Origin of the sequence: Collinsella sp. HCP3S3_D1, from assembly GCF_052064015.1 — a bacterium.
Taxonomy (GTDB): Bacteria; Actinomycetota; Coriobacteriia; order Coriobacteriales; family Coriobacteriaceae; genus Collinsella.
The window spans coordinates 18,277-45,067 of sequence record NZ_JBQHWK010000006.1 but is presented as its reverse complement, the minus strand read 5'-3'; the positions used below and the strand labels follow the sequence as shown (position 1 = coordinate 45,067).

At 59.5% G+C, this 26,791-nt stretch carries 28 protein-coding genes; 26 read left to right on the top strand and 2 right to left on the bottom strand.

Annotated features, from left to right (window positions below; translation table 11 throughout):
* Nucleotides 1–15: 15 nt before the first annotated feature.
* Nucleotides 16–1,002 carry a zinc-ribbon domain-containing protein gene (locus ACTNDJ_RS03020; protein ID WP_427794015.1) on the bottom strand — a complete coding sequence of 329 codons (987 nt, stop codon included), beginning with the start codon at nucleotides 1,000–1,002 and terminating at the stop codon, nucleotides 16–18.
* Nucleotides 1,003–1,298: 296 nt separating this feature from the next.
* On the opposite strand from ACTNDJ_RS03020, the gene tmk reads away from it, so the two are divergent.
* The 20 genes from tmk (at nucleotide 1,299) to nagA (ending at nucleotide 21,205) form a co-directional block, all read left to right on the top strand.
* Entirely contained in the window at nucleotides 1,299–1,982 is a 684-nt protein-coding gene (gene tmk, locus ACTNDJ_RS03015; RefSeq protein ID WP_441083286.1) for a dTMP kinase, read from the top strand.
* Between the two features lies 1 nt (nucleotide 1,983).
* Nucleotides 1,984–3,111 (top strand): ATP-binding protein, encoded by a 1,128-nt coding sequence (locus ACTNDJ_RS03010; RefSeq protein WP_427794013.1) that lies wholly within the window; start codon nucleotides 1,984–1,986, stop codon nucleotides 3,109–3,111.
* Nucleotides 3,102–4,796: a PSP1 domain-containing protein gene (locus ACTNDJ_RS03005; RefSeq protein WP_441083285.1), complete on the top strand. Its 1,695-nt coding sequence runs from the start codon at nucleotides 3,102–3,104 to the stop codon at nucleotides 4,794–4,796. Before ACTNDJ_RS03010 ends, ACTNDJ_RS03005 begins: the two co-directional genes overlap by 10 nt.
* 150 nt (nucleotides 4,797–4,946) lie before the next feature.
* A complete protein-coding gene (locus ACTNDJ_RS03000; RefSeq protein ID WP_441083284.1) occupies nucleotides 4,947–5,705 on the top strand; it encodes a ComF family protein in 759 nt (252 codons plus the stop codon).
* Between the two features lie 604 nt (nucleotides 5,706–6,309).
* Nucleotides 6,310–7,302 (top strand): substrate-binding periplasmic protein, encoded by a 993-nt coding sequence (locus ACTNDJ_RS02995; RefSeq protein WP_441083320.1) that lies wholly within the window; start codon nucleotides 6,310–6,312, stop codon nucleotides 7,300–7,302.
* Between the two features lie 317 nt (nucleotides 7,303–7,619).
* Nucleotides 7,620–8,204, top strand: a complete 585-nt coding sequence (gene hpf / locus ACTNDJ_RS02990; RefSeq protein WP_055285508.1) for a ribosome hibernation-promoting factor, HPF/YfiA family — start codon at nucleotides 7,620–7,622, stop codon at nucleotides 8,202–8,204.
* An 80-nt stretch (nucleotides 8,205–8,284) separates the two neighbouring features.
* Nucleotides 8,285–9,238, top strand: a complete 954-nt coding sequence (locus tag ACTNDJ_RS02985) for a DegV family protein (protein ID WP_427718953.1) — start codon at nucleotides 8,285–8,287, stop codon at nucleotides 9,236–9,238.
* Between the two features lie 98 nt (nucleotides 9,239–9,336).
* Nucleotides 9,337–10,416: an NAD(P)-binding domain-containing protein gene (locus ACTNDJ_RS02980; RefSeq protein WP_441083283.1), complete on the top strand. Its 1,080-nt coding sequence runs from the start codon at nucleotides 9,337–9,339 to the stop codon at nucleotides 10,414–10,416.
* A gap of 5 nt (nucleotides 10,417–10,421) precedes the next feature.
* Nucleotides 10,422–10,850, top strand: coding sequence for a hypothetical protein (locus ACTNDJ_RS02975; RefSeq protein WP_427728604.1), 429 nt, complete (start codon nucleotides 10,422–10,424; stop codon nucleotides 10,848–10,850).
* A gap of 15 nt (nucleotides 10,851–10,865) precedes the next feature.
* Entirely contained in the window at nucleotides 10,866–11,564 is a 699-nt protein-coding gene (locus ACTNDJ_RS02970) for a hypothetical protein (protein ID WP_427718960.1), read from the top strand.
* A gap of 6 nt (nucleotides 11,565–11,570) precedes the next feature.
* On the top strand, nucleotides 11,571–12,656 hold the full coding sequence (locus ACTNDJ_RS02965) for an isocitrate/isopropylmalate dehydrogenase family protein (RefSeq protein WP_441048697.1): 1,086 nt from the start codon (nucleotides 11,571–11,573) through the stop codon (nucleotides 12,654–12,656).
* 126 nt (nucleotides 12,657–12,782) lie between these two features.
* A complete protein-coding gene (locus ACTNDJ_RS02960; RefSeq protein ID WP_441083282.1) occupies nucleotides 12,783–13,868 on the top strand; it encodes a hypothetical protein in 1,086 nt (361 codons plus the stop codon).
* Between the two features lie 646 nt (nucleotides 13,869–14,514).
* Nucleotides 14,515–14,958: a PTS fructose transporter subunit IIA gene (locus tag ACTNDJ_RS02955; RefSeq protein WP_117743271.1), complete on the top strand. Its 444-nt coding sequence runs from the start codon at nucleotides 14,515–14,517 to the stop codon at nucleotides 14,956–14,958.
* Nucleotides 14,958–15,239 carry a preprotein translocase subunit YajC gene (gene yajC / locus ACTNDJ_RS02950; RefSeq protein WP_022094612.1) on the top strand — a complete coding sequence of 94 codons (282 nt, stop codon included), beginning with the start codon at nucleotides 14,958–14,960 and terminating at the stop codon, nucleotides 15,237–15,239. The genes ACTNDJ_RS02955 and yajC overlap by 1 nt, the downstream gene beginning before the upstream one ends.
* Before the next feature lie 36 nt (nucleotides 15,240–15,275).
* Nucleotides 15,276–15,758 (top strand): PTS N-acetylgalactosamine transporter subunit IIB, encoded by a 483-nt coding sequence (agaV, locus tag ACTNDJ_RS02945; protein ID WP_154514998.1) that lies wholly within the window; start codon nucleotides 15,276–15,278, stop codon nucleotides 15,756–15,758.
* Between the two features lie 90 nt (nucleotides 15,759–15,848).
* Nucleotides 15,849–16,649, top strand: a complete 801-nt coding sequence (locus tag ACTNDJ_RS02940) for a PTS mannose/fructose/sorbose/N-acetylgalactosamine transporter subunit IIC (RefSeq protein WP_154514996.1) — start codon at nucleotides 15,849–15,851, stop codon at nucleotides 16,647–16,649.
* Nucleotides 16,639–17,721: a PTS system mannose/fructose/sorbose family transporter subunit IID gene (locus ACTNDJ_RS02935; protein ID WP_138374505.1), complete on the top strand. Its 1,083-nt coding sequence runs from the start codon at nucleotides 16,639–16,641 to the stop codon at nucleotides 17,719–17,721. Before ACTNDJ_RS02940 ends, ACTNDJ_RS02935 begins: the two co-directional genes overlap by 11 nt.
* A 184-nt stretch (nucleotides 17,722–17,905) precedes the next feature.
* Entirely contained in the window at nucleotides 17,906–18,637 is a 732-nt protein-coding gene (locus ACTNDJ_RS02930; protein ID WP_154514994.1) for a GntR family transcriptional regulator, read from the top strand.
* A 114-nt stretch (nucleotides 18,638–18,751) separates the two neighbouring features.
* The gene (gene agaS / locus ACTNDJ_RS02925) at nucleotides 18,752–19,918 is read left to right on the top strand and encodes an SIS domain-containing protein (RefSeq protein WP_441048695.1); all 1,167 of its coding nucleotides are present in this window, start codon (nucleotides 18,752–18,754) and stop codon (nucleotides 19,916–19,918) included.
* Nucleotides 19,919–20,035: 117 nt separating this feature from the next.
* On the top strand, nucleotides 20,036–21,205 hold the full coding sequence (gene nagA, locus ACTNDJ_RS02920) for an N-acetylglucosamine-6-phosphate deacetylase (RefSeq protein ID WP_154514990.1): 1,170 nt from the start codon (nucleotides 20,036–20,038) through the stop codon (nucleotides 21,203–21,205).
* A gap of 75 nt (nucleotides 21,206–21,280) precedes the next feature.
* Here nagA and ACTNDJ_RS02915 read toward each other — a convergent pair whose 3' ends face one another.
* Complete coding sequence (locus ACTNDJ_RS02915; protein WP_229770598.1) at nucleotides 21,281–21,865, bottom strand: flavodoxin domain-containing protein; 585 nt, start codon at nucleotides 21,863–21,865, stop codon at nucleotides 21,281–21,283.
* Between the two features lie 156 nt (nucleotides 21,866–22,021).
* Here ACTNDJ_RS02915 and ACTNDJ_RS02910 point away from each other — a divergent pair, with 156 nt between their 5' ends.
* The 6 genes from ACTNDJ_RS02910 to ACTNDJ_RS02885 all read left to right on the top strand — a co-directional run bounded on the left by ACTNDJ_RS02910 (nucleotide 22,022) and on the right by ACTNDJ_RS02885 (nucleotide 26,631).
* Entirely contained in the window at nucleotides 22,022–22,903 is an 882-nt protein-coding gene (locus ACTNDJ_RS02910) for an aldose 1-epimerase family protein (protein ID WP_441083281.1), read from the top strand.
* Nucleotides 22,904–22,960: 57 nt separating this feature from the next.
* Nucleotides 22,961–23,896 (top strand): hexose kinase, encoded by a 936-nt coding sequence (locus ACTNDJ_RS02905; protein WP_368131738.1) that lies wholly within the window; start codon nucleotides 22,961–22,963, stop codon nucleotides 23,894–23,896.
* Between the two features lie 204 nt (nucleotides 23,897–24,100).
* Nucleotides 24,101–24,574: a YhcH/YjgK/YiaL family protein gene (locus ACTNDJ_RS02900; protein ID WP_117778978.1), complete on the top strand. Its 474-nt coding sequence runs from the start codon at nucleotides 24,101–24,103 to the stop codon at nucleotides 24,572–24,574.
* 247 nt (nucleotides 24,575–24,821) lie between these two features.
* Entirely contained in the window at nucleotides 24,822–25,397 is a 576-nt protein-coding gene (locus ACTNDJ_RS02895; RefSeq protein ID WP_441083280.1) for a DUF5067 domain-containing protein, read from the top strand.
* Nucleotides 25,398–25,564: 167 nt separating this feature from the next.
* Nucleotides 25,565–26,221, top strand: a complete 657-nt coding sequence (locus tag ACTNDJ_RS02890) for a hypothetical protein (protein WP_441083279.1) — start codon at nucleotides 25,565–25,567, stop codon at nucleotides 26,219–26,221.
* 44 nt (nucleotides 26,222–26,265) lie between these two features.
* Entirely contained in the window at nucleotides 26,266–26,631 is a 366-nt protein-coding gene (locus ACTNDJ_RS02885; RefSeq protein ID WP_441083278.1) for a hypothetical protein, read from the top strand.
* The last annotated feature ends 160 nt before the right edge of the window (nucleotides 26,632–26,791 follow it).

Below are 26,791 nucleotides of genomic sequence, written 5' to 3'. Positions count from 1 at the left end.
GGGAACGACAAAACGCTAGTTCACCTCGACGGGTTTAGCGCTGGGATAGCGGTCCTCAAAGTCCAAGCGATACTTGTTGCTGCTGGTTCCCGGCTCGTTGTCGCGTGCCAGCGGCGCTACGATTTCGTCCTTATGGTCCGAGGGCTTAGCGTACTTTAGGCTGATCTCCCAGGCATCGCAGATCGCGTCGATGCGGTGATCAAGGTCGTCATACAGGGCAATGATGTCTTTCCAGGAGTGGTAGTTCTTGGAGCTCATGGGGACGTCCAGGTCCTCGACGATATCGTAATACTGCTCGATGGTCTCCTCCGTGCGCTCGGCGACGTCGGCGAGATTTTGGCGGGTGGTGCGATCTTCTTCCAGATAGCTACCATTGAAGGCCTGCGCGCAGGCGCGGACCTGGCTATCGAGGTCCTCGAGCAGGTCGTAGTATTCGCTCAGGCGACGGTAGAGGTTCTGCTCGGAGAGGGTTGCTTCGCCGCCAGCCTCGTCCTCGTCGTCATCGTCATCGTCGTAAAGGCTATTGGGGTCGCCGAGGGGCTTGAGGTCATCATCGTCAACATCGTGGTGCAGCTTGGTAACCTCGGCAGTCGTCTGCGTGGCGGAGTTGTCGAACGGTTTGATCACAAAGAAGATGACCAGGGCGATGATGATTGCCACCAGCGCAACGATAACGGCGACAAGCGCCCCGGTGCCGCTCTTTTTGGGAGCGGGGGTCTGTGGCGAAGCAGGCGCGTATGCGGGAGCCGGCTGCTGTTGGGGCGAGCCGCTCGCGACGGGTATGCACTGCGTGGTCTCGACGGCCGCGGGGCTTGCGGCGGGGTCGGGGCGATAAGCGAGGGGATCGTCCGCCTTGGCTTGCGGCGTATCAAGGGGCCCGGTCTGCTCAAAAGCGGGCTGGCTATCGCTCGCGGCTGTTTGCTCAACGGGTGCACCGCACGAGGTGCAGAACTTGGCATTATCTGCAAGAAGCTTGCCGCACGAGGCGCAATACCGAGACATTGCCACTCCTTTCGCCACATTTCAATGCCATACGACGATTATACCAAGCATCCAAAATTCCCCATCATAAGTTGCGGTGAAATAGGGACTGTTTGGCGGTCTTAGAGCTTCAATCAGTCCCTATTTCACCGCAACTTTGGAAAGGCGCCTTTAGTCATTGGGGACGTTCTTAAACGACCAGTCAATTAAGAACGTCCCCAATGACTAGGTTGGATTTGGGGTGCGCCTGCCCCTGGGGTATCATGATTTGGTTGATATATCTGCATTTACGCGCCTTGTAGGAAGGGACTGCGCCCATGGCTTTTGAGCCCGCTCAACATAGCTTTATCACGCTCGAGGGCGTCGATGGTGCCGGTAAGTCCACGCAGGCGCGCCTGCTGGCCCGTGCGCTCGAGCTCGCTGGCTACCAGGTCGTGACCCTGCGTGAGCCGGGTGGTACCGCCATTAGTGAAAAGATCCGTGCCCTGCTGCTCGACCCCGCCAATACGGCGATGGGGGATACCTGCGAGCTGCTGCTCTACGAGGCCGCACGCGCCCAGCTGGTGCACGAGGTCATAGCTCCCGCCCTTGCGGCCGGCAAGGTGGTCCTGTGTGACCGCTTCTATGATTCCACGACCTGCTACCAGGCGTTTGCCGACGGCCTCGATCGCCAGATGGTACGCGACGCCAACAACCTTGCTGTCGCGGGGACGCACCCGGCGCTCACGCTCGTCTATCACATCACGCCCGAGCAGGCGGCGCTGCGCATGTCCGCCCGTGGTGCGGTCGACCGCATGGAGGCCAAGGGCATGGCGTTCCAGGAGCGCGTTTACCAGGGATTTAGTGCCATTGCCGCCGAGGAACCAGATCGCGTGAAGCTCATCGACGCCACCGCTTCCATCGAGGACGTCTTCGCGCAGACGGTCGAGCAGGTTCGTGCGTACGGTCTCGACGTTTCCCAGGACGCCGTCACCGCCACGCTTGCCCAGGAGGCCGAGTAACATGGCCCCCGCTCAGGCAAGCCTGCTGGCCAAGCTCGACACCCAAGAGCGCGTACGCGATTTTTTGACCAACGCCGTCGCCAGCGGCCGCGCATCGCACGCCTACCTGTTTTTGGGCGCTCCCGGTGCCGGCAAGCTCGATGCCGCCTGGGCGCTCGCCCAAGCCTTCCTGTGCGAGCAGGACGGCTGCGGCTCATGCGATAGCTGTGTGCGTGTCGCCCGCCATACGCACCCCGACGTGCACTATTACACGCCCGAGAGCGCCACGGGCTACCTCATCGCCCAGACCCGCGAGCTGCTCGACGACGTGCCGCTGGCGCCCATCCGTGCCAAGGCCAAGGTCTACATCATCGACCGTGCCGAGCAGCTGCGCGCCAACACCGCCAACGCACTGCTCAAGACGCTCGAGGAGCCGCCCGAGGGCGTTATGTTTATCTTGCTGGGCACCTCGGCAGACGTGATGTTGCCCACCATCGTGAGCCGCTGCCAGTGCGTGCCGTTTCGGCTGGTGTCGCCCGCCGTGGCCACGAAGGCCGTGAGCCGCGCGACGGGCCAGGATCTCGCACGCTGTCGAATGGCGGTCGCCGTGGCGGGGAGCCCCACGCGCGGCATCGAGTTCCTCAAGAGCGCCGAGCGCCAGGATGCTCGCCGCCAGATGATCCGCGCCATCGATTCGCTCATCGCCGCCGACGAGGCCGATGTACTCAGCCGCGCCAAGTCGCTCATCGTCGCCGTTAAGGCTCCGCTTGCCGAGGTCAAGTCCACGCAGGAAAAGGTGCTCGAGCAAAACGCCGATTATCTGTCGCGTGGAGCATTGAAGCAGCTTGAGGACCGCAACAAGCGCGAACTCAATGCGCGCGAGCGTTCGGGTATCATGGAAGCGCTGGCGAGCGCGCGGACGCTCATGCGCGACGTGCTGCTGACGCTTCAGGATGAGGCGGCAGACATTGTGAACGAGGATGTGCGCGACACGATCGGGCGGCTTGCCGCCGCGACGAATGTTGCGGGTGCCACCCGGGCGCTCGAGGCGGTCGCGACCGCCGAGCGCAACATTGCCAGAAACGTTACTCCCCAGCTGGCCATCGAGGTCATGCTGTTCGATATCAGGAAGGCACTGAAATGCCGTTAGTCGTACCCGTTAAGTTTACCTACGCCTCGCGCGACCTGTGGTTTGACCCGCAGGATCTGGATATCCTCGAGGCCGATTATGCCATTTGCTCCACCGAGCGCGGAACCGAGATCGGCCTGGTCACGGCCGATCCCTTCGAGGTGCCGCAAGACGAGATCGGTCAGCCGCTCAAGCCCGTGCTACGTGTGGCGAGCGATATCGACCTGCAGCTTGCCGACGACCTGGCCATCCAGGGCGATGAGGCCATGGTCGATTTCCGCCGTCTGGTCAAAGATCTCGACCTCGAGATGAAGCCGGTGGGTGTCGAATACCTGTTTGGCGGCGAGAAAGCCGTATTCTACTTTGCGGCCGAGGAGCGCGTCGATTTTCGTCAGCTCGTCAAGGACCTGTCCTCGACGCTGCACATTCGCGTTGACATGCGCCAGATTGGCGTGCGCGACGAGACCCGCTTGGTGGGCGGCTATGCCCAATGCGGACAGGAGCTCTGCTGCACGCGCTTTGGCGGACAGTTTGAGCCCGTCTCGATTCGCATGGCAAAAGAGCAGGACCTGCCGCTCAATTCGTCTAAGATCAGCGGCGTGTGCGGCCGCCTGATGTGCTGCCTGCGCTATGAGTTCGAGGCGTACAAGGACTTTAAGAGCCGTGCGCCCAAAAAGAAGACGCTCATCGATACGCCGCTCGGCAAGGCGCGTATCCAGGAATATGACACGCCGCGTGAGCAGCTGGTGCTGCGCCTGGAGAACGGTAAAGTCTTTAAGGTCAACCTGGCCGATATGACGTGCTCGGAGGGCTGCAAAAAGAAGGCCGCCGAGCAGGGCTGCAGCTGCCGTCCCGACTGCGTGACGCGAGATGTGCTCGAGCGCATCGAGTCGCCCGAGATGCGCCTGGCGCTCATGGAGCTCGATCGCGAGAACGGCGTCGACGTGGGCGATGGCCTGTCGAGTGCCGACCGTCTGGCCGGCACGTCGATGCCCAAGCGCCGTCGTCGCGATGCCGAATCCGATGCTTGTGCCGGTCAGGGCCAGGGCGAGGGTCGTGGCCGCGGAAAGGGCCGCGGCAAGGCCGAGGCTTCCGAGGCCGAGGAGGCGGCCGGCGGCCGTCGTCGCCGCAAGCGCGCGGCGTCCGTCGACAGCGGCGAGACCGCGGGCAAGAACGCCTCTCGCGAGCGCGAGGCTCAGCAGCCCCAGCAGCAAAACCGCGGCGGCGGCATGAACCCCACGCGCCGTCGCCGCCGCCACCTGTCGAGCGAGGAGCGCGAGGACGCCTTCCGCGCCGCAGCCGCTCGCGAGGCCGGTGCCGCTCCCAAGGGCGCCTCGGCCTCCGACGCGCCTGCCGACAAGGCTGGCAGGCCACGTGGCGAGGAGGAGCGCGCGCCGCGTCCGCGCCGTCGCCATTCCTCGGGCACGCAGCAGAAACCCTCGGTTCCTTCTGTGGCCGATCAGGTTTCGGATGGTGAAGTCAAGGTCACGCGCCGTCGCCCCGGCGATGGCGGAGGAGCTGCCGCCAAGGCTTCGCGCGGCGGTGCTCGCGACGAGCGCGAGCCGCGTGAGGATCGCAGTGGCGAGGGTTCGGCCGACCAGAGTCAGAAGCGCCGCCGCCGTCGCCGTTCCCGCAAGCCGCGCCAGGATGGTGGCGAAGGCTCGACCCACACCTCGTCCGCACCGCAACCGCCTGCCGGCGAATAGCGCCCTCAAGCGGATTCGACTTGTCTGACCCCAAGTGCAACGGGGTATCATGGCACTGAATCGACAACCCTCCCTTCGCCCAAGCGTAGGGAGGGTTTTGTCATAAATAACTGTCTGAATGGTTTGAGCCGCTTACGGAGTGCCGGCATCTTGCCGTTTGCGGATGAATTGCTACCGTTTGCCGAGCGCGCGGCGCATGAGGCACTCGAGGTTCTTTCGCCCACGCGATGCGCCGGTTGCGAGCGTGCCGGTGCGCTTATTTGTCGGGAGTGCCTGGCGTCGCTCACGCTTGTCGATCCGCGCCACAGCTGCACGAGGTGCGGCGCTCCGTTTGGAGGCCTGCTGTGTACCGAGTGCTCGGTCGAGGGTGCGTCTTCGACGGTGGCTAAGGCCCTCGATCGCTGCCTGGCGTGCGCCGTCTATGCACATCCGTTGCCGCGCATCATCAAGGCATACAAGGATGCGGGCGAGCGCCGTCTGGCACCGTATCTGGCAGAGCTGCTCTACGACACCGCCCTGCATGCCCAGGTAGCAGCCCCCGACCGTTACGGCGGCGTGCTGTCCGGTGCCGACGCGGTGGTATTTGTGCCCGCAACTGCGGCGGCGTTTCGGCGGCGTGGATTTGATCACATGGAAGCAATCGCGCGCTCGTTTTGCGATCTTTCGGGCGTGCCATTGCTGGACGCCTTGGTCAAATACGGTCATGGCGACCAGCGCGAACTCGGTCGCGCCGAGCGCCGGGAACATGCCCGGGACATGTACGAGACGGTCGAGGATGTACGTGGCTGTCGTCTGCTGCTCATCGACGATGTCATTACCACGGGCGCGACAATGGCAGCGGCCTCGGCGGAGCTTAAGCGCGCCGGCGCCAAAGCCGTCGATGGCCTCGCTATCGCACGCGTTTGGTAGGGGTGGTTTTGTGGCAGTGAAGATTGCGCGGCGCGTCGAGCCGGCAGGCGAGCAACTGGCAGCCTCTGTGATCCTTACCGGCGCCTCGGCGCTACGCATGATGCGCGCCGAGCGCCGGCATATGGGTCACATCAGTTGGAGGGACTTCCATCCCGATGAAGAGCGCCGTGTGCTGCCCGCCTCGACCTGCGAAATCTGTACTCGCGGTGCGAATGACGACCTAACCTTAAACTTTAGCTTGAACTTAGCTATAATGCGCTACGTTCCCGCCAGGCTGTGGTTGCGGACGGGCAATGCGCCCATCCAAGTCCAAGACAGACGCGGTCAAAGGGATCCACGTAAGCGACCGCGTGCGCGCGGCGCGATCATGGCGCGTCCTAGATGTAAGCCGCACCGTCCGTTCTACTTTCTTTGGGGCAATACCGCCTCGCGGGCGAGCGGGCCAGTCGTGAAGGTGGCTGCGGCCTCCCGAGCAAACGCCCCGGTGCGCAAGTGTGGGGTCAAATACCAGGTCAGCTGGTGGGAACAACCCGATATTCCGTGCAGGGCACGGATCGTATACGACACAGAAGGTAGGGTAGCGGACATGGTGAGGGGCAGCTTGATGCATGCAGCTCGGTTGGGTGCTGGGACCGCGGCGGTCATTGCCGTTTTGGGCCTGAGTGGGTGCGCGTTCAATCCACTGTCCACGTTCACGACGCCCACGATCGACCAGATCGAGCGCGAGACCGTTACCCCCACGGTATCGGACGATGCCCTGGTCACGCCGGGAACCCTGACGGTCGCTCTCGATACTTCCGATGCCCCGCAAGCCATGCAGGATGCCGACGGAAACCTCACGGGCTATGCGGTCGATGCCGCTCGTGCCCTCGCATGCCGCATGGGTCTCAAGGTCGCTTTTGTCGATGCGTCCTCGGCCGATTCCGCGCTCAGCGATAAAAAGGCCGATATCTTCATTGGCGACGTCAGCTCTACGGACGGCGATATCAGCTCGCTTGGCACCTGTCTGTACGACGCCCCCGCCGTATTCGGCAAGAGCAGTGACGGCGAGTCGCCGAGCGTTTCCACCGAAATGCTTAACACCGCTACCCTGGGCGTTCAGACCTTCTCGGCCTCGCAGGAAGCGCTCGCCAAGCAGGGCATCACGGCCAACCAAAAGACCTTCTCCAACATCAACGAGTGCTTCGAGGCACTCGAGTCGGGCGAGGTCGATTACGTGATCTGTGATTCCACGGCCGGTGGTTACCTCGCGCGCCTGATGAGCCAAATCTCCTGTGTCGGCACGCTCGAGACGCCCTCCACGCTTGGCGTCGCAGGCCTTAGCTCTAACGATGAGCTGTGCCGTGCCGTGGGCGATGCCCTCGACGACATCACGGTCGACGGCACGCTCGAGGCGGTCCACTGCGTCTGGTACGGCCAAATGCCCTATGACCTTACCGCCAAGACTGTTTCGGGGGCCAATGTGCAGGCATCCGAATCCACGTCCAACGAGACCGAGTCCTCCGATGGCGACACCTCCGATAACAACGGCGACAGCCCGTCGTCTAGTCAGGAGGGCGCCATCACCGACGATGACATCAATAAGCTCAATAGCTAGTTATTGGTAGGGGTGGCGCCTGCCATACATTGAACAAGGCGCTTCTTCACGGTTTCAACACGTATGGCCGGGTCTCCCCCATAGGGGAGCCCGGCTTTTCAATTTTGATAAAACCAGCAGCTCAAGGGCAATTTCCAGGAGAAAAACCAACTCCGCCGACGCCCTCATATAGCGCACTTTGCCGCGGAAAAGTGCGAGACTTCGGTATGCGGTATCAAGCAGTCGTTATTCGGGCCTTTGGGAATTCGGGTGATTAAATGCACGGCAATGGGTACATAGCCAGTACAGTAAGTCCCCGAGGCAGATTGGAGCCACGTATGGATATCAAGGTTTCTGGACGCAAGACGACGGTAACCGATGCTCTGCGTGCGCATGTGGACGAGAAGATCGGCGAGGCGCTCAAGGTTTTCGATATCGAGCCCATGACAGTCGACGTCGTGCTTCGTTATGAGAAGAACCCCTCGAATCCCAACCCGGCAATCGTCGAAGTCACGGTTCGTGCCCGCGGCTCTGTGATTCGCGTCGCCGAGCACGGCGCAGATATGTATGCCGCCATCGATCTCTCCGCCGATAAGGTCACCCGCCAGCTGCGCAAGTTCAAGACCAAGGTTGTGGACAACCGCCAGGGCGGTGCCAGCGCCGCTGATGTCGCACCGGTCGAGCGCGTCGAGGATCTGGCCGACCTGCTGCTGCCCGAGGAGGACGACGACCTGCTCGTCCGCGAGAAGGTCATCGATGTCACCCCGATGACTGAGGAGCAGGCGCTGGTGCAGACCGATCTGCTCGGCCACGACTTCTACGTGTTCGAGAACGCGACGACTGGCCTCATCAATGTGGTGTATCACCGTAAGAATGGTGGATATGGCATCATCAAGCCCCGCATCGAAACACTTGACGAGTAAAATACGTTAACTTGCATGAGTTAACGGTTGGCGGCCATCCCATGCGGGTGGCCGCCTTTTTTACGTAAGGAGTCGCTTTGATGGACAAGGCCGCATCCGCCGGTCATTCGGACCGTTGCCGTATCGTCGTCGATACTTGCTGCGACTTTAACCCCGAGGTCGCCGCGAACCTCGATGTCGATATCTTGGGCTTCCCTTTCATTATCGATGGCGAGGAGCGCACGGACGACATCTGGTCGAGCATGAGCCCTAAGGAGTTCTACGACCGCATGCGCGCCGGTGCCCGCGTGTCCACCTCGGCTGTGTCGCTCGGTCGCTATATCGAGTTCTTTACCGAGTGCGCCAAAGAGGGCACGCCCACGGTTTACCTGTGCTTTACCTCGGCGCTGTCGTCGAGCTACAACTCCGCGTGCCAGGCGGCAGATGCCGTGCGCGCCGAGTATCCCAACTTTGAGCTCTACGTGGTCGACAACGCCCTGCCCTGCGCGACCGGCGAGCTCCTGGCGCTTGAGGCCGTGCGCCAGCGTTCGGCGGGACTGACTGCCAAGCAGCTGGTCGATTGGGCAAACGAGGCCAAGACCTACGTGCACGGCTACTTTACGCTCGAGAGCTTCGATGCGCTGGCTGCCGGCGGCCGCATTCCGCCCGCGGCGGCGCAGCTCACGGCAAAGCTCGACGTCAAGCCCGAGCTCTCCTACGACCTTGCCGGCTCGCTGTCGCTGATCGGCGTCAACCGCGGCCGCAAGAAGGCGCTCAAGTCCATCCTCAAGTCGTTCCGCGAGAACTACGTGCCCGATCGCACCATGCCCATCGCCATCATGACGGCCGATGCCGAAAAGGACGGCGACTGGCTCGAAGCCGCCATCCGCAAGGAGGAGGGCTGCGCCGACGTCACGATCATTCGCAGCTCCGTGGGCCCCACCATCGGCTCGCACGTGGGCCCCGGCATGGTGGCCTGCGCGTTTTGGGGCAAGAACCGCACCGACAAGGCGTCGCTTTCCGACCGCATCGCCCGCCGCGTGCGCGGCCAGTAGACAAGCGCTGCGTCCGTAATCGCCCTCGACTCACAGCCCAAACGCTGGCAACGAGTATTCAACCTGGTAATAACACCCAACCCAAAAGGAAAGGTTTCATGGCAAACAAGCTCTCTGTCGCATTTATCGGCACCGGAATCATGGGTGCCCCTATCGCCGGCCACATTCTGGACGCTGGCTATCCCGTCACGGTCAACAACCGCACCAAGTCCAAGGCTGCAGCGCTTGTTGAGCGCGGTGCCGTCTGGGCCGATACGCCGGCAGATGCCGCGGCGAACGCCGACGTCGTCTTTACCATGGTGGGCTATCCCTCCGAGGTCGAGGAGCTCTACCTGGCGGGCGACGGTCTGCTCGCGTGCACTAAGCCCGGTGCGGTCCTGATCGACCTCACCACGAGCTCGCCCGAGCTGGCGCGCGACATTGCCGAGGCCGCCCAGGTTTCCGGCCGCATGGCGTTTGACTGCCCCGTCACCGGCGGCGAGTCGGGTGCTATCGCCGGCACGCTTACGGCTATCGTGGGCGCTACCGAGAACGACATTGCCCCGGTCCGCGATATCCTTTCCGCCTTTGCGGCAACCATCTGCTGCTTCGACGGCGCCGGCAAGGGCCAGGCTGCCAAGCTTGCCAACCAGGTGTCGCTGGGCGCCTGCATGGTCGGCATGGCCGATGCGCTGGCGTTTGCCGAGCTGAGCGGCCTTGATATGGAGAAGACCCGTCAGATGATCCTGGGCGGCACCGGCAAGTCCGGTGCCATGGAGAGCCTGGCGCCCAAGGCGCTCGACGGCGACTACAAGCCCGGTTTTATGGTGGAGCACTTCATCAAGGACCTGCGCTTGGCGCTCGCCTATGCCGACGATCGCGAGCTTGCGCTGCCCGGCGCCGACGTGGCCTTTACGCTCTATGACATGCTCGACGCCATCGGTGGTGCCAAACTGGGTACCCAGGCCATCAATGTCCTCTATAAGGAGGAGGCCGACGCCATTGCCGCCGGTCTGGACTGGTCGCAGTATCGTCCCGAGGAGCATGGTGCTCACGAGGAAGGCTGTGGTTGCGGCGAGCATGGCGACGACCACGAGTGCGGTTGTGGCCACCACCATGGCGAGGACCACGAGTGCTGCGGCGGCCACGGCCATGACGACGGCCACGAGTGCTGCTGCGGCCACCATCACGAGGAGTAGCGCCCATGAGCTGGACGTTCGTGGTGCTTGCACTAGTGCTCTTTCTCTTTGCGATCTACATTGGCTTTTTGTGCGGCCAGTGGGCGTGCGAAAAGCGCGTCGTCACCAAGCGCGACTACTGGATTGCCAACTTTGCAGGAGCGGCGGCAGTCGTCCTGCTGACCTGGGTGTTCTCGCTGTTCCCGCTGGTGCAGTTTGCGCCGATCGGCTGGCTTGGCGGCTTTATCGCCGGCCTTAAGATGAGCTTTGGCGAGTCCGTTGGTCCGTGGCGCAAGCACGATGAGGTCTTTAACGTCAACCAGGCTCATCGCGCCGCCGCCGACGCAGGAGACGCCGAGGAGCGCCGCCGCGCGCGTCGCAATGGCGCGGCTGACCGACAGCTCATCTCGGTCACCGATGACAGCAAGGGTGCTGGCAGGCACACTAAGAAATAGTAAGAAGAGGTAACTATGGCAGAAAACAAAGACGAACAGCTCACCGACGAGGAGCTGGCACAGCTTCAGCTGGCAGAGGAGAACGAGAACACCGTCGACCGCTTGGTCCAGGAGCTCGGCTGCCCCACGCGCCGTATCCGCCAGTTTGCCGCCCGCGTGCTGCACCTGCTTGCCGAGCGCGACCCGCAGCGCGTCGTGCCCTGCGTGCCCGCGCTGATCGAGGCGCTCGACCGGCCCGAGGCTCAGACTCGCTGGGAGGCCCTCGATGCCCTGGCGGCGCTCGCCACCACCTGCCCCGACCAGCTGGGTGATGCCTTTGAGGGCGCCGAGACCGCACTGTTTGACGAGATTTCCTCCACGCTGCGCTATGCCGCCTTCCGCCTGCTGTGCGTGTGGGGTGCCACGAGCGTCGAGCGTTCGCGCGAGGCTTGGCCCATCCTGGACGAGGCCATCCAGTGCTACCACGGTGACCTCGAGTATCGCGATATGCTCGGCTGCCTGTACGAGTTTGGCAAAGGCGAGATCGATGCCGAGATCGCCGAGAAGCTTGCGCTGCGCCTTAAGTTCGATGCCGAGAACGGCAAGGGCAGCTATCTCAAGGCCCGTTCGAGCGAGATTTGCGAAATGCTTGTTAAACGTTTTGGCCTGGATCTCTCCAAAAAGAAGAAGCGTGCTAGCGTTAAAAAATCTGACGACGCCGAAGACGAGGAGTAACAGATTATGGCGCACGATGTAGTCCTGATTCCCGGTGACGGTATCGGTCCCGAGATTACGCAGGCCATGCGCCGCGTGGTCGAGGCCGCCGGTGTCCAGATCAATTGGAACGTCCAGGAGGCCGGTGCCGGCGTCATGGACGAGTTTGGCACGCCGCTGCCCCAGCATGTGCTCGATGCCGTCGCCCAGACCAAAGTTGCCATCAAGGGCCCCATCACCACGCCGGTCGGTACGGGGTTCCGCAGCGTCAACGTTGCCCTGCGTAAGTACTTCGACCTGTACGCCTGCGTGCGCCCCTGCCTGTCGCAACCGGGCGATGGCTCGCGCTTCCGCGGTGTCGACCTGGTTATCGTGCGCGAGAACACCGAGGACCTCTACGCTGGTATTGAGTTCGACGAGGGCGCTGCCGAGGTCGAGGAGCTCTCACAGCTTGTCGAGCGCTCGGGTCAGAAAACCTTCGCCGCGGATTCCGCCATCTCGATCAAGCCCATCTCCATCGCCAAGAGCCGCCGTATTGTGGAGTACGCCTTTGAGTATGCTCGCCGCTGCGGCCGCAAAAAGGTGACGGCCGTGCATAAGGCCAACATCATGAAGGCGACTGACGGCCTGTTCCTGCGCGTGGCTCGCGAGGTGGCTGCCAACTATCCCGACATCGAGTTCAACGACAAGATCGTCGACGCCACCTGCATGGGTCTGGTTCAGAACCCCAACGACTTCGATGTTCTGGTCCTGCCCAATTTGTATGGCGACATTGTCAGCGACTTGTGCGCCGGTCTTGTAGGCGGCCTTGGCATGGCCCCCGGCTCCAATATCGGAGCCGACTGTGCCATCTTTGAGGCCACGCATGGCTCCGCGCCCGATATCGCTGGTCAGGATATCGCTAATCCCACGGCCGAGATTCTGTCTGCGGCTATGATGCTCGATCACCTGGGCGAGAACGACGCTGCCAATCGTATTCGCGCCGCCGTATCTGCCACGCTCGATGAGGGCGAGCAGGTTACCGGTGACGTGCGTCGTGCCCAGACCGGCTCCATTGAGGGCGCCGTGGGCACGCAGGCCTTTGCCGATGCCGTTATCGCGCATCTTGCCTAAGGGGATACGGCTTCAAACGCCTAAACGGTACTTATACGTTTGCGGATAACCTGAGAATGAATACGCCCGGCGCTCTGTCGGGCGTATTCTATTGAGGACTATGTTTCTTAACAAGGAGTAACTGATATGGGTCTGATTCAAAAGAAGGACGAAAAGGACGAGATCGACGGCATCCAGATCATCGAGCGCGGCGAAGGCCCCGACGGTGACGAGGACGAGAAGATCGACCTGGTCGCCGGTACGTCTGCCGAGCACATTGCTGCCGGCACGACCGCCGAGGAGGAGGACGCCCGCCTGGAGGCTCAGATTGCCGCGGATGCCGCCGACGAGAACCTCATGCCTGAGGAGCAGGACGAGGACGATGACTCCGACGTGGACGACAGCGCATCCAAGCACAAGAAGACGATGATTGCCGCCTTTGTGGTCGCCATCGTGATCGCTACTGTGGTCGGCTTCTTTATCGGCAACGGTGGTTTTGGCGGCAAGGGCGTCGGCTCGGCGACCCTCACCGAGGACCAGCTCGATTCGACCGTGGCAAGCTACAGCTATAACGGCAAGAAGAGCGACATCACCGCGCGCGAGGCCATCGAGAGCCAGTACAGCCTTGATACCGTCAAGGATAGCGATGGCAACTACACCGCTCCCTCTGCCGACGTTATCCTGTCCTACGTGCGCAACAAGATCCTGCTCGACGCCGCCGAGGACGAGGGCATCACCGTCTCTTCTAAGGAGATGAAGAAGTACGCCGAGGATTCTATTGGCACTTCGGACTACAAGACCATGGCCACGCAGTATGGCGTGTCCAAGGACCAGGCCAAGCAGATCGTCCGCCAGTCCGCAACGCTGCAGAAGCTCTACAAGAAGAAGGTGGGCGATAGCTCCGCAAGCATGCCGATCGCTCCGACCGAGCCTTCTGACGGCAACGAGGACACCGCGAGCAAGGACTACGCCGACTACATCATCAACCTTGCCGGTGACGAGTGGGATAGCGAGAAGGGTACCTGGAAGGACAAGGACAGCACCTACGCTAAGGCCTTTGCCGACGATGCCTTTACGGCCGATAGCGCTACCTATAAGCAGGCCATGACCGCCTATTACACCGCCTACCAGCAGTACTCTTCGCAGGCTTCGAGCGCCAGCTCCAAGTGGACCGAGTACGCCAACGGCCTCTACGCCAAGGCCAATATCAGCATCTACGGCCTGTTTGCGTAAAGATTGCCTGAGCCTTCGAGTACGAAGCCGAAATATCTGATGAAGCCCCCTAGAACGGAAATCGTTCTAGGGGGCTTTTTGCGTTGGAGGGCTATCTATTGAGACGGAAAGGGCAGATTGAATGATCGCGCACGTGCTTCATCGGGTCTCCCTAATTCATCTGGGAAAACAACTGCAAACGATTGCAAGTAACCGGCGAACGGTCGAAAACGACCGTTCGCCGATAATCTCAAAACTGGTTCAGACTGGTATTAAGTTAAAAAGACCAATTCACATATCTTCACAATGACCTGCAATTTTTCTACACGCCATTTTTAGCCGCCCTGCGTTGTTTAGACACGGAAAAAGATCCGATCTTTTGCCGAAGCATTTCGAAACGGTTTCAAAACCGCAGGTAGAAGTGTTAACGACCGGTAAACGGTCGAAATATCACCGTGAGCGGTGCAAAAACGTTTTACTGTATGAATCAACGAAAGAGACCTCTTCTGGGGTGATATAGTGACAACAACACGTCACGTGGTTACTACCAGTTGATAGACCACTGGTCTTCAAGGAACGCTTACCAAGAAGCTTTAAGGGCAAGCGCCCGCTGGCTTCCGAAAATCATCGGACTCAGATCGTACACACCTTCGGAAGGGAAATTTGAATGGTTGGCTTTATTCTTACCGGTCATGGACAGTTCGCACCCGGCCTTGCAAGCGCTATCGCTATGGTTGCCGGCGACCAGCCTGCTTTTACCGTCGTTCCTTTTGAGGGCGACCAGGCTGCTTCCTACGGTGAGGATCTCCGCGCCGCTATTACCGCCATGCGCGAGGAGTGCGATGGCGTGCTCGTCTTTACCGACCTGCTTGGCGGCACCCCGTTTAACCAGTCGATGATGATTGCCCAGGATGTCGACAACGTCGAGGTTCTGACTGGCACCAACCTCCCCATGGTTATTGAGCTTCTGTTCCTCCGCGGCAATGCCACGCTCGCCGAGCTTGGCGAGCAGGCAGTGACCGTTGGCCAGACGGGCATCACCGCCCAGACGGTCGCATCCGTTGCCGGCTCCGACGAAGAGGATATCTTCGGCGACGAGGACGGCATCTAATGGCCGATTTCGGAGCCAACGTCCTGAGCTCCTCGGTCGCTCTTTTAGGCCTGCTTGTCATCATGGGCTTGATTTACACCATCTGGTCGCAAATCAACATGAAGAAGAAGCAGAAGTACTTCAAGGAGCTGCACACCGAGCTCAAGCCGGGTCAGGAGGTTCTTTTCGCCGGCGGTATCTACGGAACCGTCAAGGGCATCGAAGGCGAGAAGGTCCAGATCAAAGTCCGATCCGGAGCCGTCGTAGATGTTTCGCGTTACGCGATTCAGGAGATCAAGTAACTGTCGTCAGCAAATAGCGAAAGGAAGCTGATCAACATGGCAGAACCCAACATTCTTCTTACCCGCATCGATAACCGACTGATTCATGGTCAGGTTGCCACCCAGTGGAACTCCACTCTGGGCTCCAACCTCATCCTCGTCGCCAACGACGACGTGTCAACCAATACCATGCGCCAGAACCTCATGAAGATGGCCGCTCCCGCCGGCGTCGCTACGCGTTTCTTCTCCCTGCAGAAGACCATCGACGTCATCGGCAAGGCGAGCCCGCGCCAGAAGATCTTCATCGTGGCCGAAACACCGGAAGACGTGCTTACGCTCGTCAAGGGCGGTGTGCCTATAAAGAAGGTAAACATCGGCAACATGCACATGTCGGAAGGAAAGCGCCAAGTCGCCACCTCCGTCGCAGTTAACGACGAGGATGTCGCTGCGTTTAAAGAGCTGCAGGAATTGGGGGTGGAGCTGGAGATCAGGCGCGTTCCGAGCACGCCTGTTGAGGACACGAGCAAGCTCTTCTCGTAATCCTCGTGATCCACATTGTCAGGAGTGAAACCCTGACGTTCTGTACGTGATATCAAAAGTGCGTACATGCATTTTGAAAGGAGGAGCAAGATGGAATACTCGATCATCCAGGTCGCTCTGGTCTTCATCGTCACGTTCGTCGCGGCAATCGACCAGTTCAACTTCCTCGAGTCTCTCTATCAGCCCATCGTCACCGGCGCCGTCATCGGTCTTATCCTTGGCGACCTCAACACCGGTCTTCTCGTGGGTGGTACCTATCAGCTCATGACGATCGGCAACATGCCGATCGGAGGCGCTCAGCCGCCTAACGCCGTCATCGGCGGCATCATGGCAGCCATTCTCGCAATCGCCACGGGCCTCGAGCCCAACGCGGCAGTCGGCCTTGCCATTCCGTTCGCTCTGCTTGGTCAGCTCGGCGTTACCTTGGTCTTCACGCTCATGTCGCCGCTCATGTCCTCCGCGGACAACATGGCTCACAACGCTGACACCAAGGGTATCGAGCGTCTGAACTACTTCGCCATGGCTCTGCTCGGCCTGATCTTCGCTATCGTCGTCACCCTGTTCTTCATCGCTGGCGCTACCATCGGTCAGACCATCGCTTCCGCCATCCCGGCTTGGCTGCAGACCGGTCTCTCCGCTGCAGGCGGCATGATGCGCTTCGTCGGCTTCGCCGTCCTGCTCAAGGTTATGATGAACCGCGATATGTGGGGCTTCTTCCTCATGGGCTTTGGCCTCGCGATCATCACCGTTGCCAACGATTCTCTGGCAACTCCTGCCCTGCTCATCCTCGCTCTCATCGGCTTCGGCATCGCTTTCTGGGACTTCCAGCAGCAGACCGAGCTGAAGGGTGCAGCTGTTTCTGACGGAGGTGACTTCGAAGATGGCATCTAATGAGTATGTGATCCCGGAGCACTACGAGGATCTCACTCCTGCTCCGCAGCTCGACCAGAAGACCCTCAACAAGATGGCTTGGCGCTCCTGCTTCCTGCAGGCCTCGTTCAACTACGAGCGTATGCAGGCCGCTGGCTGGCTCTACTCCATCATCCCCGGTCTGGAGAAGATCCACACCAACAAGAACGACCTCGCGGCTTCCATGAGCCACAACCTGGAGTTCTTCAACACTCACCCGTTCCTCGTCACCTTTGTTATGGGCATCGTGCTTTCGCTCGAGCAGAACAAGGTTGACATCCCCACGATTCGCGCCGTCCGCGTCGCCGCAATGGGCCCGCTCGGTGGTATCGGTGACGCCCTGTTCTGGCTGACGCTTGTGCCTATCACGGCTGGCATCACCTCCAACATGGCCATCAACGGCAACGCCGCGGCGCCGATCATCTTCCTGGTGATCTTCAACGCCGTCCAGTTCGCACTGCGCTTCTGGCTCATGAACTGGTCCTACAAGCTTGGCACCAGCGCTATTGACGCTCTGACCGCCAACATGCAGGCCTTCACGCGCGCCGCTTCCATCATGGGCGTCTTTGTCGTCGGTTGCCTGGTCGTCACCATGGGTGGCACCCAGATCAACCTCCAGATTCCCAACGGCACCACCCGTGGCCTCTCCGCTACTACCGTGATCGTCTCCGAGAAGGAGGCCGAGAACTTCACCGGTATGGAGGGCATCGATACCGAGACCGCTGAGGCCGGTACCATCGCCATGACCGATAAGGACGGCAACGCCCTCACCGCTTCCGATGCCGACGGCAACGCTGTCGAGTGCGGCGTCACCGATCTGGGCAACGGCATGGAGTCCGTGACCTACGGCACCGTTACCGAGGATCCGGTCAACTTCTCTGTTGCCGACACCCTCAACACCATCGTCCCGAAGCTCGTCCCGCTTATGCTTACGCTGCTGCTTTACTACATGTTTGCTAAGCACAGCTGGACCCCGACCAAGGGCATTCTGCTGCTCTTCGTCCTGGGCATCCTGGGCGCTGGCCCGCTTGGTCTCTGGCCGAGCATCTGGTAAGGCTCTAGCTTGAGGGGTGTGTCCCTACGCGGCTCACACCCCGACCCCTTAAGCCATGTGTATGTTAAAAGCCGCGTGCTCGAAAGAGCGCGCGGCTTTTGTTTTCTTGATGATTCGGATGTGGCAGACAGATAATGTTAACCACCCAAGGTAGTAGCCGAGTTTGAGAAAATGGGAGGATAGGATGGCGATCGGGGCGCGTAAGCAACCGCTGTACGATCAGCTGGTCGATATTCTGACCGAAAAGATTGACCATGAATATCGCGCCGGTGACATGATTCCTTCCGAGCGCGAACTTTCGGAGCGCTATGGTCTCTCGCGCACCACGGTACGCCTGGCTCTGCAGGAACTGGAGCGTTTAGGACTGGTGGTTCGGCAGCACGGTCGCGGTACCTTTGTGACCGACCGTTCGGCAAAGGCAACCAATCTTATGCAGTCCTACAGCTTTACCGAACAGATGCGCGCGATGGGTCGCGACCCCGAGACCACGATTCTCGAGTTTTGCGAGATGGAGGCCGATAAGAATCTAGCCGAGCATATGGGATTGCATATCGGTGATCGCGTTTTTAAGCTCAAGCGCCTTCGTTCTGCCGACAACATGCCCATGATGGTCGAACGCAGCTATCTGCCGGTTCGTCAATTTCTGTCCCTAAAGCGACCACTGCTGGAGAGTAAGCCGCTTTACGATGTGATTGAGCAGGACTTTCAGCAAAAGATTCGCGTGGCCGAAGAGGAGTTCTATGCGAGCATAGCCCGTCCCACCGATGCCCACCTTTTGGCAATTGTCGAGGGGTCGCCTGTGCTCGATTTGGTCAGGACTACGTATAACGAGTCAAACGAGGTTGTGGAGTATACGCTCTCGGTTGCTCGTGCCGATCAGTTTAAATACAAGGTTTACCACCAGCGTAGCAACTAGTGTTCGCATCGTTTCCATATGGTGATTCCTTGCATTTAACTGGTTACTACCAGATAACCAACCGAAGTGTATAATTGCACGTCAGAGGATTACTTCTAGAGAGAGGTATTAGAAATGTTCGAGAAGAGTGTCGAGGAGCTCACCGAGCTCGGCGCCCAGATCACCACGGCCGAGATTGCTCAGCAGCCCGAGCTTTGGCGTGATACGCTCAACATCTATCGTGAGAACAAGGAGGCCATCGAGGCCTTCCTGGCCGAGGCTCGCGCTATGGGCGAGGGCCGTCTGTCCGTTGTCTTCACCGGTGCCGGTACGTCTGACTACGTTGGCGATACCTGCGCCCCGTACCTGCGTCACGCTGGCAACACTGATCTCTACGACTTTAAGCCCATTGCCACGACCGACATCGTGAGCGCCCCGCGCGACTTCCTGCGTGCCGAGGATCCCACGCTCGTGGTTTCCTTTGCCCGCTCTGGCAACAGCCCCGAGAGCCTTGCCGCCGTTGCCGTTGCCAAGGAGCTTGTCCACAACGTCAAATTCCTCAACATCACCTGCGCTCCCGAGGGCAAGCTCGCCGTCGAGTCTGCCGATGATCCCAACGCGCTGACGCTGCTCATTCCGCGCGCCAACGACAAGGGCTTCGCCATGACCGGTTCTTATTCCTGCATGACCCTGCTCGCCACCCTTATTTTCGACACTGCCTCTGACGAGCAGAAGGCCGAGTGGGTCGAGACCATCGCCAAGATGGGCGAGGAGGTCATCTCCCGTGAGCCCGAGATCGCCGATTACCTCGCTGGAGACTTCAACCGCGTGACCTACTTGGGTTCTGGCTCCTTCGGTGGCCTTGCCCAGGAGAGCCAGCTCAAGATCCTCGAGCTCGCTCACGGCCTGGTTGCCACTTCTTACGACACTTCCATGGGCTATCGTCACGGACCCAAGTCCTTCGTCGACGACAAGACCCTCGTGTTCGTGTTCGTCAACAACGACGCCTACACCCGTCAGTACGACATCGACATCCTCAATGAGATCGGTGGCGACGATATTGCTCAGCACACCGTTGCCGTTCAGCAGGATGGCGCTACTGTCTACGAGGGTGAGTCCTTCACCTTTAAGGGCTACGAGGCGCTTCCCGAGGGCTACCTTGCTCTGCCGTTCGTGATGTTTGCCCAGGCTATCAGCCTGCTTAACTCCGTGCGCGTGGGCAACACGCCCGACACGCCGAGCCCCACCGGCACGGTCAACCGCGTGGTCAAGGGCGTGACGATTCACCCCTTCACCGCTTAATCGCGTCCCCCTGTAAGGGCGCCCGTCCGCTCGTAACGGCGGGCGGGCGCTTTTTGTTTTACGTGAGCTGGGTATAAACATCACCACAGTCAACTGCTCTAGAAGTGAGGAGTACATATGAGCACGTACGCAATTAAGGCTGACAAGTTCTTCTTGCCGGCAGGCCCGCAACTGGGCGGCTATCTTATGGTCGAGGACGGCGTCTTTGGCGCTTGGCAGGCCGACGAGCCCTCCTGCGAGATCAAGGACTACACGGGATCGTGGATCGCGCCGGGCATGGTCGACACCCACATCCATGGCTTCTATAACCATTCGACTACCGATAACGATCCCGAGGGCATCGATATCAGCTCGACCGAGCTCGCCCGTCGCGGTACCACCAGCTGGCTGCCCACGACGTTCACCGATGGCGTCGAGCAGATCAAGGACGCCTGCGCCGCCATCGCTCAGGCGGACGAGGGCCGTGGCCCCGACTTCTGCGGTGCTCGCATTCAGGGCATCTACCTGGAGGGTCCTTTCTTTACCATGAAGCACGTGGGCGCGCAGAACCCCGCTTATCTTATCGATCCCTCCGAGGAGGTCTTCGATCAGTGGCAGGAGGCTGCGGGTGGTCGCATCGTTAAGAGCGCCATGGCGGCCGAGCACGACGGTGCCGCTGCTTATGCGGCTGCTCTGAACGCCAAGGGTGTGGTGACCAGCATCGGTCACTCCGACGCCACCTACGATGAGTGCATCGCTGCCATCAACGCCGGTGCCAGCTGCTTTACGCATACCTATAACGGCCAGCGCGGACTGCATCACCGTGAGCCCGGTGTTGTGGGTGCTGCCATGTCCACGCCCGAGACCTACGCCGAGATCATCTGTGACGGCAAGCACGTAAACCCTGGCGCTATCAAGGCGCTGCTGCAGGCAAAGGGCTGGCAGCATACGGTGCTCATCACCGACTGCCTGGGTTGCGGCGGCATGCCCGAGGGCAGCTACACCAGTGGCGGCATGGACGTCATCATGAAGGACAACCTGTGTTGGCTCGCCGACGGCAAGAGCATTGCCGGCTCGGTGCTCACGCTTGCCCAGGGCGTCAAGAACATCGTCGACTGGGGCATCGCCAGCGCCGATATCGCCATTCGCATGGCAACCGAGGTGCCGGCACGCTCCGTGCACATCGAGGATAAGTGCGGCAGCATCATGCCGGGTCGCGACGCCGACTTTGTCGTGTTCGACCATGAGCTCACCCTCGTCGAGACGTATGTTGGCGGTCAGAGCGTCGGTAACGCCTTTACCGAGTAACGATAGAAAAAGACGGCGGGTCCGAATCTGCTCGGACCCGCCGCATGGGTTAAACGCTCAAAAGTACCTTCACAGTTACAGCTTGTTAGCGATCTTCTTTACCGTGCGCTTAACGCCGGCCACCAGGCCTCCTGCAGGATGCTCCTTCTCGTATGCGAGGCGCTTCTCGCGCTTGGCGTACTCTTCGACGATGATGTCGCCATACTCGTCTTCGATCTTGTCGAAGAAGTCGACGGCGCCCTTAATTTCCTCAGCGGTCGGGTGTCCCTTTTGGACACCGCCGGTGAGTTTGAACGGCCCCCACGTGTCAAAGCCGGGGCAGCCGTAGACACCCATAAAGATGGCCTGCCTCATGCGGCAGATGCCGTCGATATCCTTGCCATACCACTTGTTTTTGCCGCCGTAGGTCATAAGGCCAAACACCTTGTCCTGCGGCTGCAGCACGTTGGTGAGCACGCGTGCCATGTCCTTGTCGATCTCGGAGTAATAGATGCCCGTGGCGACACCGATCAGATGATATTCGTGCAGGTTGGGATACTCGTTTTTGCCGAGCGCCTTGACGTCGAGGGTATCGATCTCGGGGTGTGCCTCGACGATGGCGTCCACGAGCTTTTTCGTATTGCCGTGATGGCGCGAGGCGTAGAGGATGATGGTTCGCATAAGAAGGCCTTCCAGCTGTAATTGCATCAATGTCTGTATGGTACCCCGTTGCATGGCTGGGATACCGGACACATCGATGAGCGTGCGGGTTTGTCCTTTAGTCAGGGCCGAGACGGGTACTTGTGAGCAAAAAGCAGTTGTTCGAAAGGATGGGCAATGGAATACGCTCTCTCCAACGATTCGATTTCTGTTAAGATGTCCACGGCTGGTGGTTCGTTTACCTCGATTGAGGCTGGAGGTCGCGAGTATCTGTGGCAGGGCGATCCCGCCGTGTGGTCTGGCCAGGCACCGATTTGCTTCCCGATTTGCGGAGGCCTGCGCGATGGCAGTGCCATGACGTTTTCCGGGTATCATGTGAAGCTCGCCCGCCACGGCTTTGCGCGCAAGCAGGAGTGGAAGCTGCTGAGCCAAAGCGCAAACGAGCTGGCTATGTGCCTGGCTTCGGAGGATAACGCCGCGCTGCTGAGAGATTATCCCTACCCGTTTAAGCTTGTCGCTCGTTATACGCTCGAGGACGCTGCCGTGCGCGTTTCCTATGAGGTGACCAACGAGGGCACCGAGGACATGCCGTTCTTTATCGGTGGACACCCCGGCTTTAGGTGCCCGCTCGACGAGGGCGAGGCCTATACGGACTACGAGTTGCGCTTCGAGAAAGACGAGGCTGCGGAGCTTTGCACCGCCGTACCCTCGACTGGCTTGATTGATGTAGCTAACCGTTCAAAGAACCCCATGGTGGGAAAGACGCTGCCCCTGTCGCATGAGCTCTTCGATTTTGCGGAGACCATCTTTGACGTGCTCGAGAGTCGTCAGGTCACGCTTTCCAAGAAGGGCGAGGACAAGGGCGTTCGATTGAGTTTTGAGGGTTTCCCGTACCTCATCGTGTGGAGTAAGCCCGAGGGCGATTTTGTGGCAGTTGAGCCCTGGGGCGGCCTCTCGACCTGCTCCGATGAGGACGACGTACTTGAGCATAAGCGCGGCTGCCTTGTCGCCAAGCCCAAGGAGACCGTCGTTCGCTCGTTCACGATTGAGATTCTGTAATTCCGTTTTTCGACTCGTATCGCGAGGCACAAGGAGCCCGCGAGATAAGGAGCTAAAATGATCCTCACCGTTACGATGAACCCGTCCGTCGATACGCGCTATCAGCTCGATGAGCTCATTATCGACGACGTCAACCGTGTGACGCCCGAAAAGACCGCCGGTGGCAAGGGTCTCAACGTGGCCCGTGTGCTGGGCCAGCTGGGCGACGACGTTGTGGCAACCGGTCTGCTCGGTGGCCATATGGGCGCCTATATGGCAGAGCTCATGGATGCCAACGGTATTAACAACGACTTTGTGCCCATCAAGGGAGAGACTCGCATTTGCCTCAACATCCTCCACGCCGGCAACCAGACCGAGCTGCTCGAGAGCGGCCCGACGATTGCCCCCGAGGAGCTGGATGCCTTTACCGCCAAGTTTACCGAGCTTGCGAGCAAGGCCGACGTCGTCACTATTTCGGGTTCGCTGCCCCGCGGCGTCGAGGCGGACTACTATGCCAAGATTACGGGCATTGCCGAGAACGCCGGCGCCAAGGTGCTGCTCGATACCTCGGGCGCTTCGCTTGAGGCTGCCCTCAAGTCCGAGGTCAAGCCCGAGCTGGTCAAGCCTAATCTAACCGAGATCAACGGCTTGTTGGGCACGAGCTTTACCACCGACGATGTGGACGAGCTCCGTGCTGCGCTCGCCTCTGACGCCCGCTTCTCCGATATCCCCTGGGTCGTCGTGTCCATGGGCGCTGCCGGCTCCGTGGGCTTCCACAACGGACGTGCGTTCCGTGCCAAGACCCCCGATATCCCCGCCGTTAACGCTACGGGTTCCGGCGACTCCACTATCGCCGGTTTCGCGCATGCCATCGCTGCCGGCGCGGATGACGAGACGGTGCTGCGTACCGCCAACACATGCGGCAAGCTCAATGCCATGGATCCCATGACCGGTCATCTGGTCATGGACCGTTGGGACGAGGTTTACAACGGCGTTGTCGTGACTGAGCTGTAAGAACTTGGGCGTCGGCTCCGACATCGGTTGTTTGCTTGTGGTTAGAGCCAACGACAAGTGCGGTAGCATTATGCCGGGGCGCGACGCCGATACTGTCGTGTTCATTCCCGACCTTACCCTGGTCGAGACGTATGCGTGTGGCAACAGCTTTGGTAACGCGTTTGCCGAGTAGCCGCCAAAGAAACGATCCGAGAGGGGATTTAGATGATTTACGGTGCATTGGGCGATATCGAGGAGTACCGCGGAATGCTTAAGGGCCTCGACGTGCTGATCGACTGGCTCGAGGAGAACGACCCGGCGGAGCTCGAGGTCGGCAGCCATCCGATTCTGGGCGACAAGGTCTTTGCGAACGTCATGGCTCCCACGACGCGTCCCGAGGCCGAGGCTCACTATGAGACGCATCAGCGCTATCACGACCTGCAGATCGACGTCGAGGGTCGCGAGGCCTTTAAGGTCGCCACGGGCAGCCTGACGCTGGTCCAGGAGTTTGACGAGAAGGACGACTACGACCTGGTCGATTCCGACGCCTCGATCGCCGGCGATCTTGCCGACGACAAGTTTGCGCTGTTTGTTGCCGGCGAGCCGCACATGCCCACGCTCGAGTTCCCGGGCGATGGCGCACAGCCGGTCAAGAAGATCTGCTTTAAGCTGCTTGCCGACGCCTACTGGGAGGAGTAGCGAACTGCCCGACTGAGCTGTTCGTCTGATGGCGTGATTCCATTGAGGAGCGCGCTTGGGCCCCGCTGATTGCGGTTCCTTTGGGGATTGCGGTTGGCGGGGCTTTTTGTTATTTGAGCAGGGTTCATTGGAGCGGTCAAATTAGGCTGAACGACGCAGTTATTGAGACGCAATTGACGCTAAATGGATTGAAGAATAATTAAAATAGCTGTGGATACGAGAAATAGCTAATGGATGGGAGCTCTTTATGGGACTCAGCACAACCGCTTTAATTCCTAGGCGCGCTTTCTTGGCGTTGGGGCTCACAGCTGCTTCCGCTTGCCTCACCGCATGCTCCGGGAAGGGGAGCTATGATGATGGCTACGCTGCGGGCTATGCTGCTGCTCAGGCAGACGCTGCCGGAAAAGAGAAGGATGGCAGCGGCGGGGACGGCGATATCCCCGTATCGGGTATTGAGTACACCATCACGGGGGCGCAGCGCGGAGTAGAAAGCTATAGTGACGGTAAGCCACTGTTGATTTTGAATGTGACTGCAAAAAATGTGTCGGAAGACCTTCAGACTGTTATGTTTTCCGGTAATGAGATATTGGCTTTTCAGGACGGAAAGGGGCTTAATCCGAGTATGTTGGTGGAAGGCCTTGATCTTCCTGAGTCGCGTCAGATACAACCTGGCACAGTTCTTGAGGGTTGGCTTGGTTACGAGCTGATCGACGAAACAACGCCAGTTGAATGTGAGGCTGGCGGCCAAATTGCTTCTTCCGATAATAATGAAGCCATCTATGGGCTGACTAATCCGCAGATTATCGATCTGAGTACTCTTTAATCATTACTCGTACGTTTAAAAAGCTGTCCAGACCTTTGATTTGGGTTAAGGGACCCCCCCTAATCAAAGAGCCCAAATTTAGGACGGGAGCAGGTACGGTTTAGTCGTTGATCTAAGATTGAGCTGTTACGACGTTGTGGGAACTCAATCGGCAAGAAGCCGTTAATATGCCGGCAGACGATCGATTGGAAGGCTGTATGGACGTCAGGCTGCTTGGAAAGAAAAACGAGGGCGAGGGTCTTGAGGTCGCCGTTCCCGTTGATTCGGCTTTTGCAGAGCTAAAAGACAAGAGCGATGAGCAGCTGGCAGAGGCCCAGAGATTTTTGATTGACTTTATGAAGAAAGTTGCGCGGTTAAAGGGAGTGAGAATTGATCGGCCCCATTTCCTCCGCTCGGAGCTGAGGAGGAAGGGTATCCATAAAGATGTCGTCGAGTTTGCCGTGGAAACGACTCCCGTCACTGCCGGAATCGACGTGGGCCTGATCGATAGAATTGCTAGAGAAGTAATTGATTTTGAGACAAAGAAGTCAACTGCCCTTTCCTTTGCAGCAGGTCTTCCCGGAGGTGTTGCGATGGCGGGCACCATTCCTGCTGATATTACGCAATACTACGTGCACGCATTCAGGATTATGCAGAAACTGGCATACCTGTATGGCTGGCAGACCTTTTTTGAAGAATGTGACGACGTTGATGACGAGACTCTCTACGAAATGGCAGTGTTGCTCGGTGTGATGATGGGTGTAGGCAGCGCGAATTCGATGCTAACCGTAATCGCCAAAACGCCCAAGAGGCGGTCGCGAAAAAGGTCGCTCGCCAGTCTCTAACCAAGACCAGTTGGTATCCGATCCTCAAGAAGCTCTTGAGCTTCATGGGTATCAAGATAACAAAGCAGACGGTGGGGGATGCCGCTGGCAAGGTTGTTGTGGGTGTCGGTGGCGTAATCTCTGGTGTTATCACCTATACGGGTCTTTCAAAGGGATCGGCACGCTTGCGTAGGCAGCTTAAGTGCTTGCCGCAGGCAAGCGAGCGGATTCCTGGCACTGGGTACTATGAAAAAGATGAGACCGCGGTTGCCAAGAGGAGGGTTGGCGTAGCGGAACCCCTCTTTATCGAAAAGTTCGGATTTACTCCCATGTTCTACGGCTCTATTGTTGAATATGCTGACCGGCTGGAGGAGTCACTGGCGACTGGAGAAGCGAAGCTGGATGCATATAATCCGGACGTTCTTCTCTGATACTCAGCGGAATTTGGCTATGTGCAACAGGATTGTTGTTCGATCTAATGTGAACGTTGGATGATGCTAGCTATTTATGGAAAACGGTTAAAAAAGATTTTCACCCCTTTTTCACTCCTCGGAGAAGGAGGAAAGAGACACGAAAACAAAAAAGCTCAGA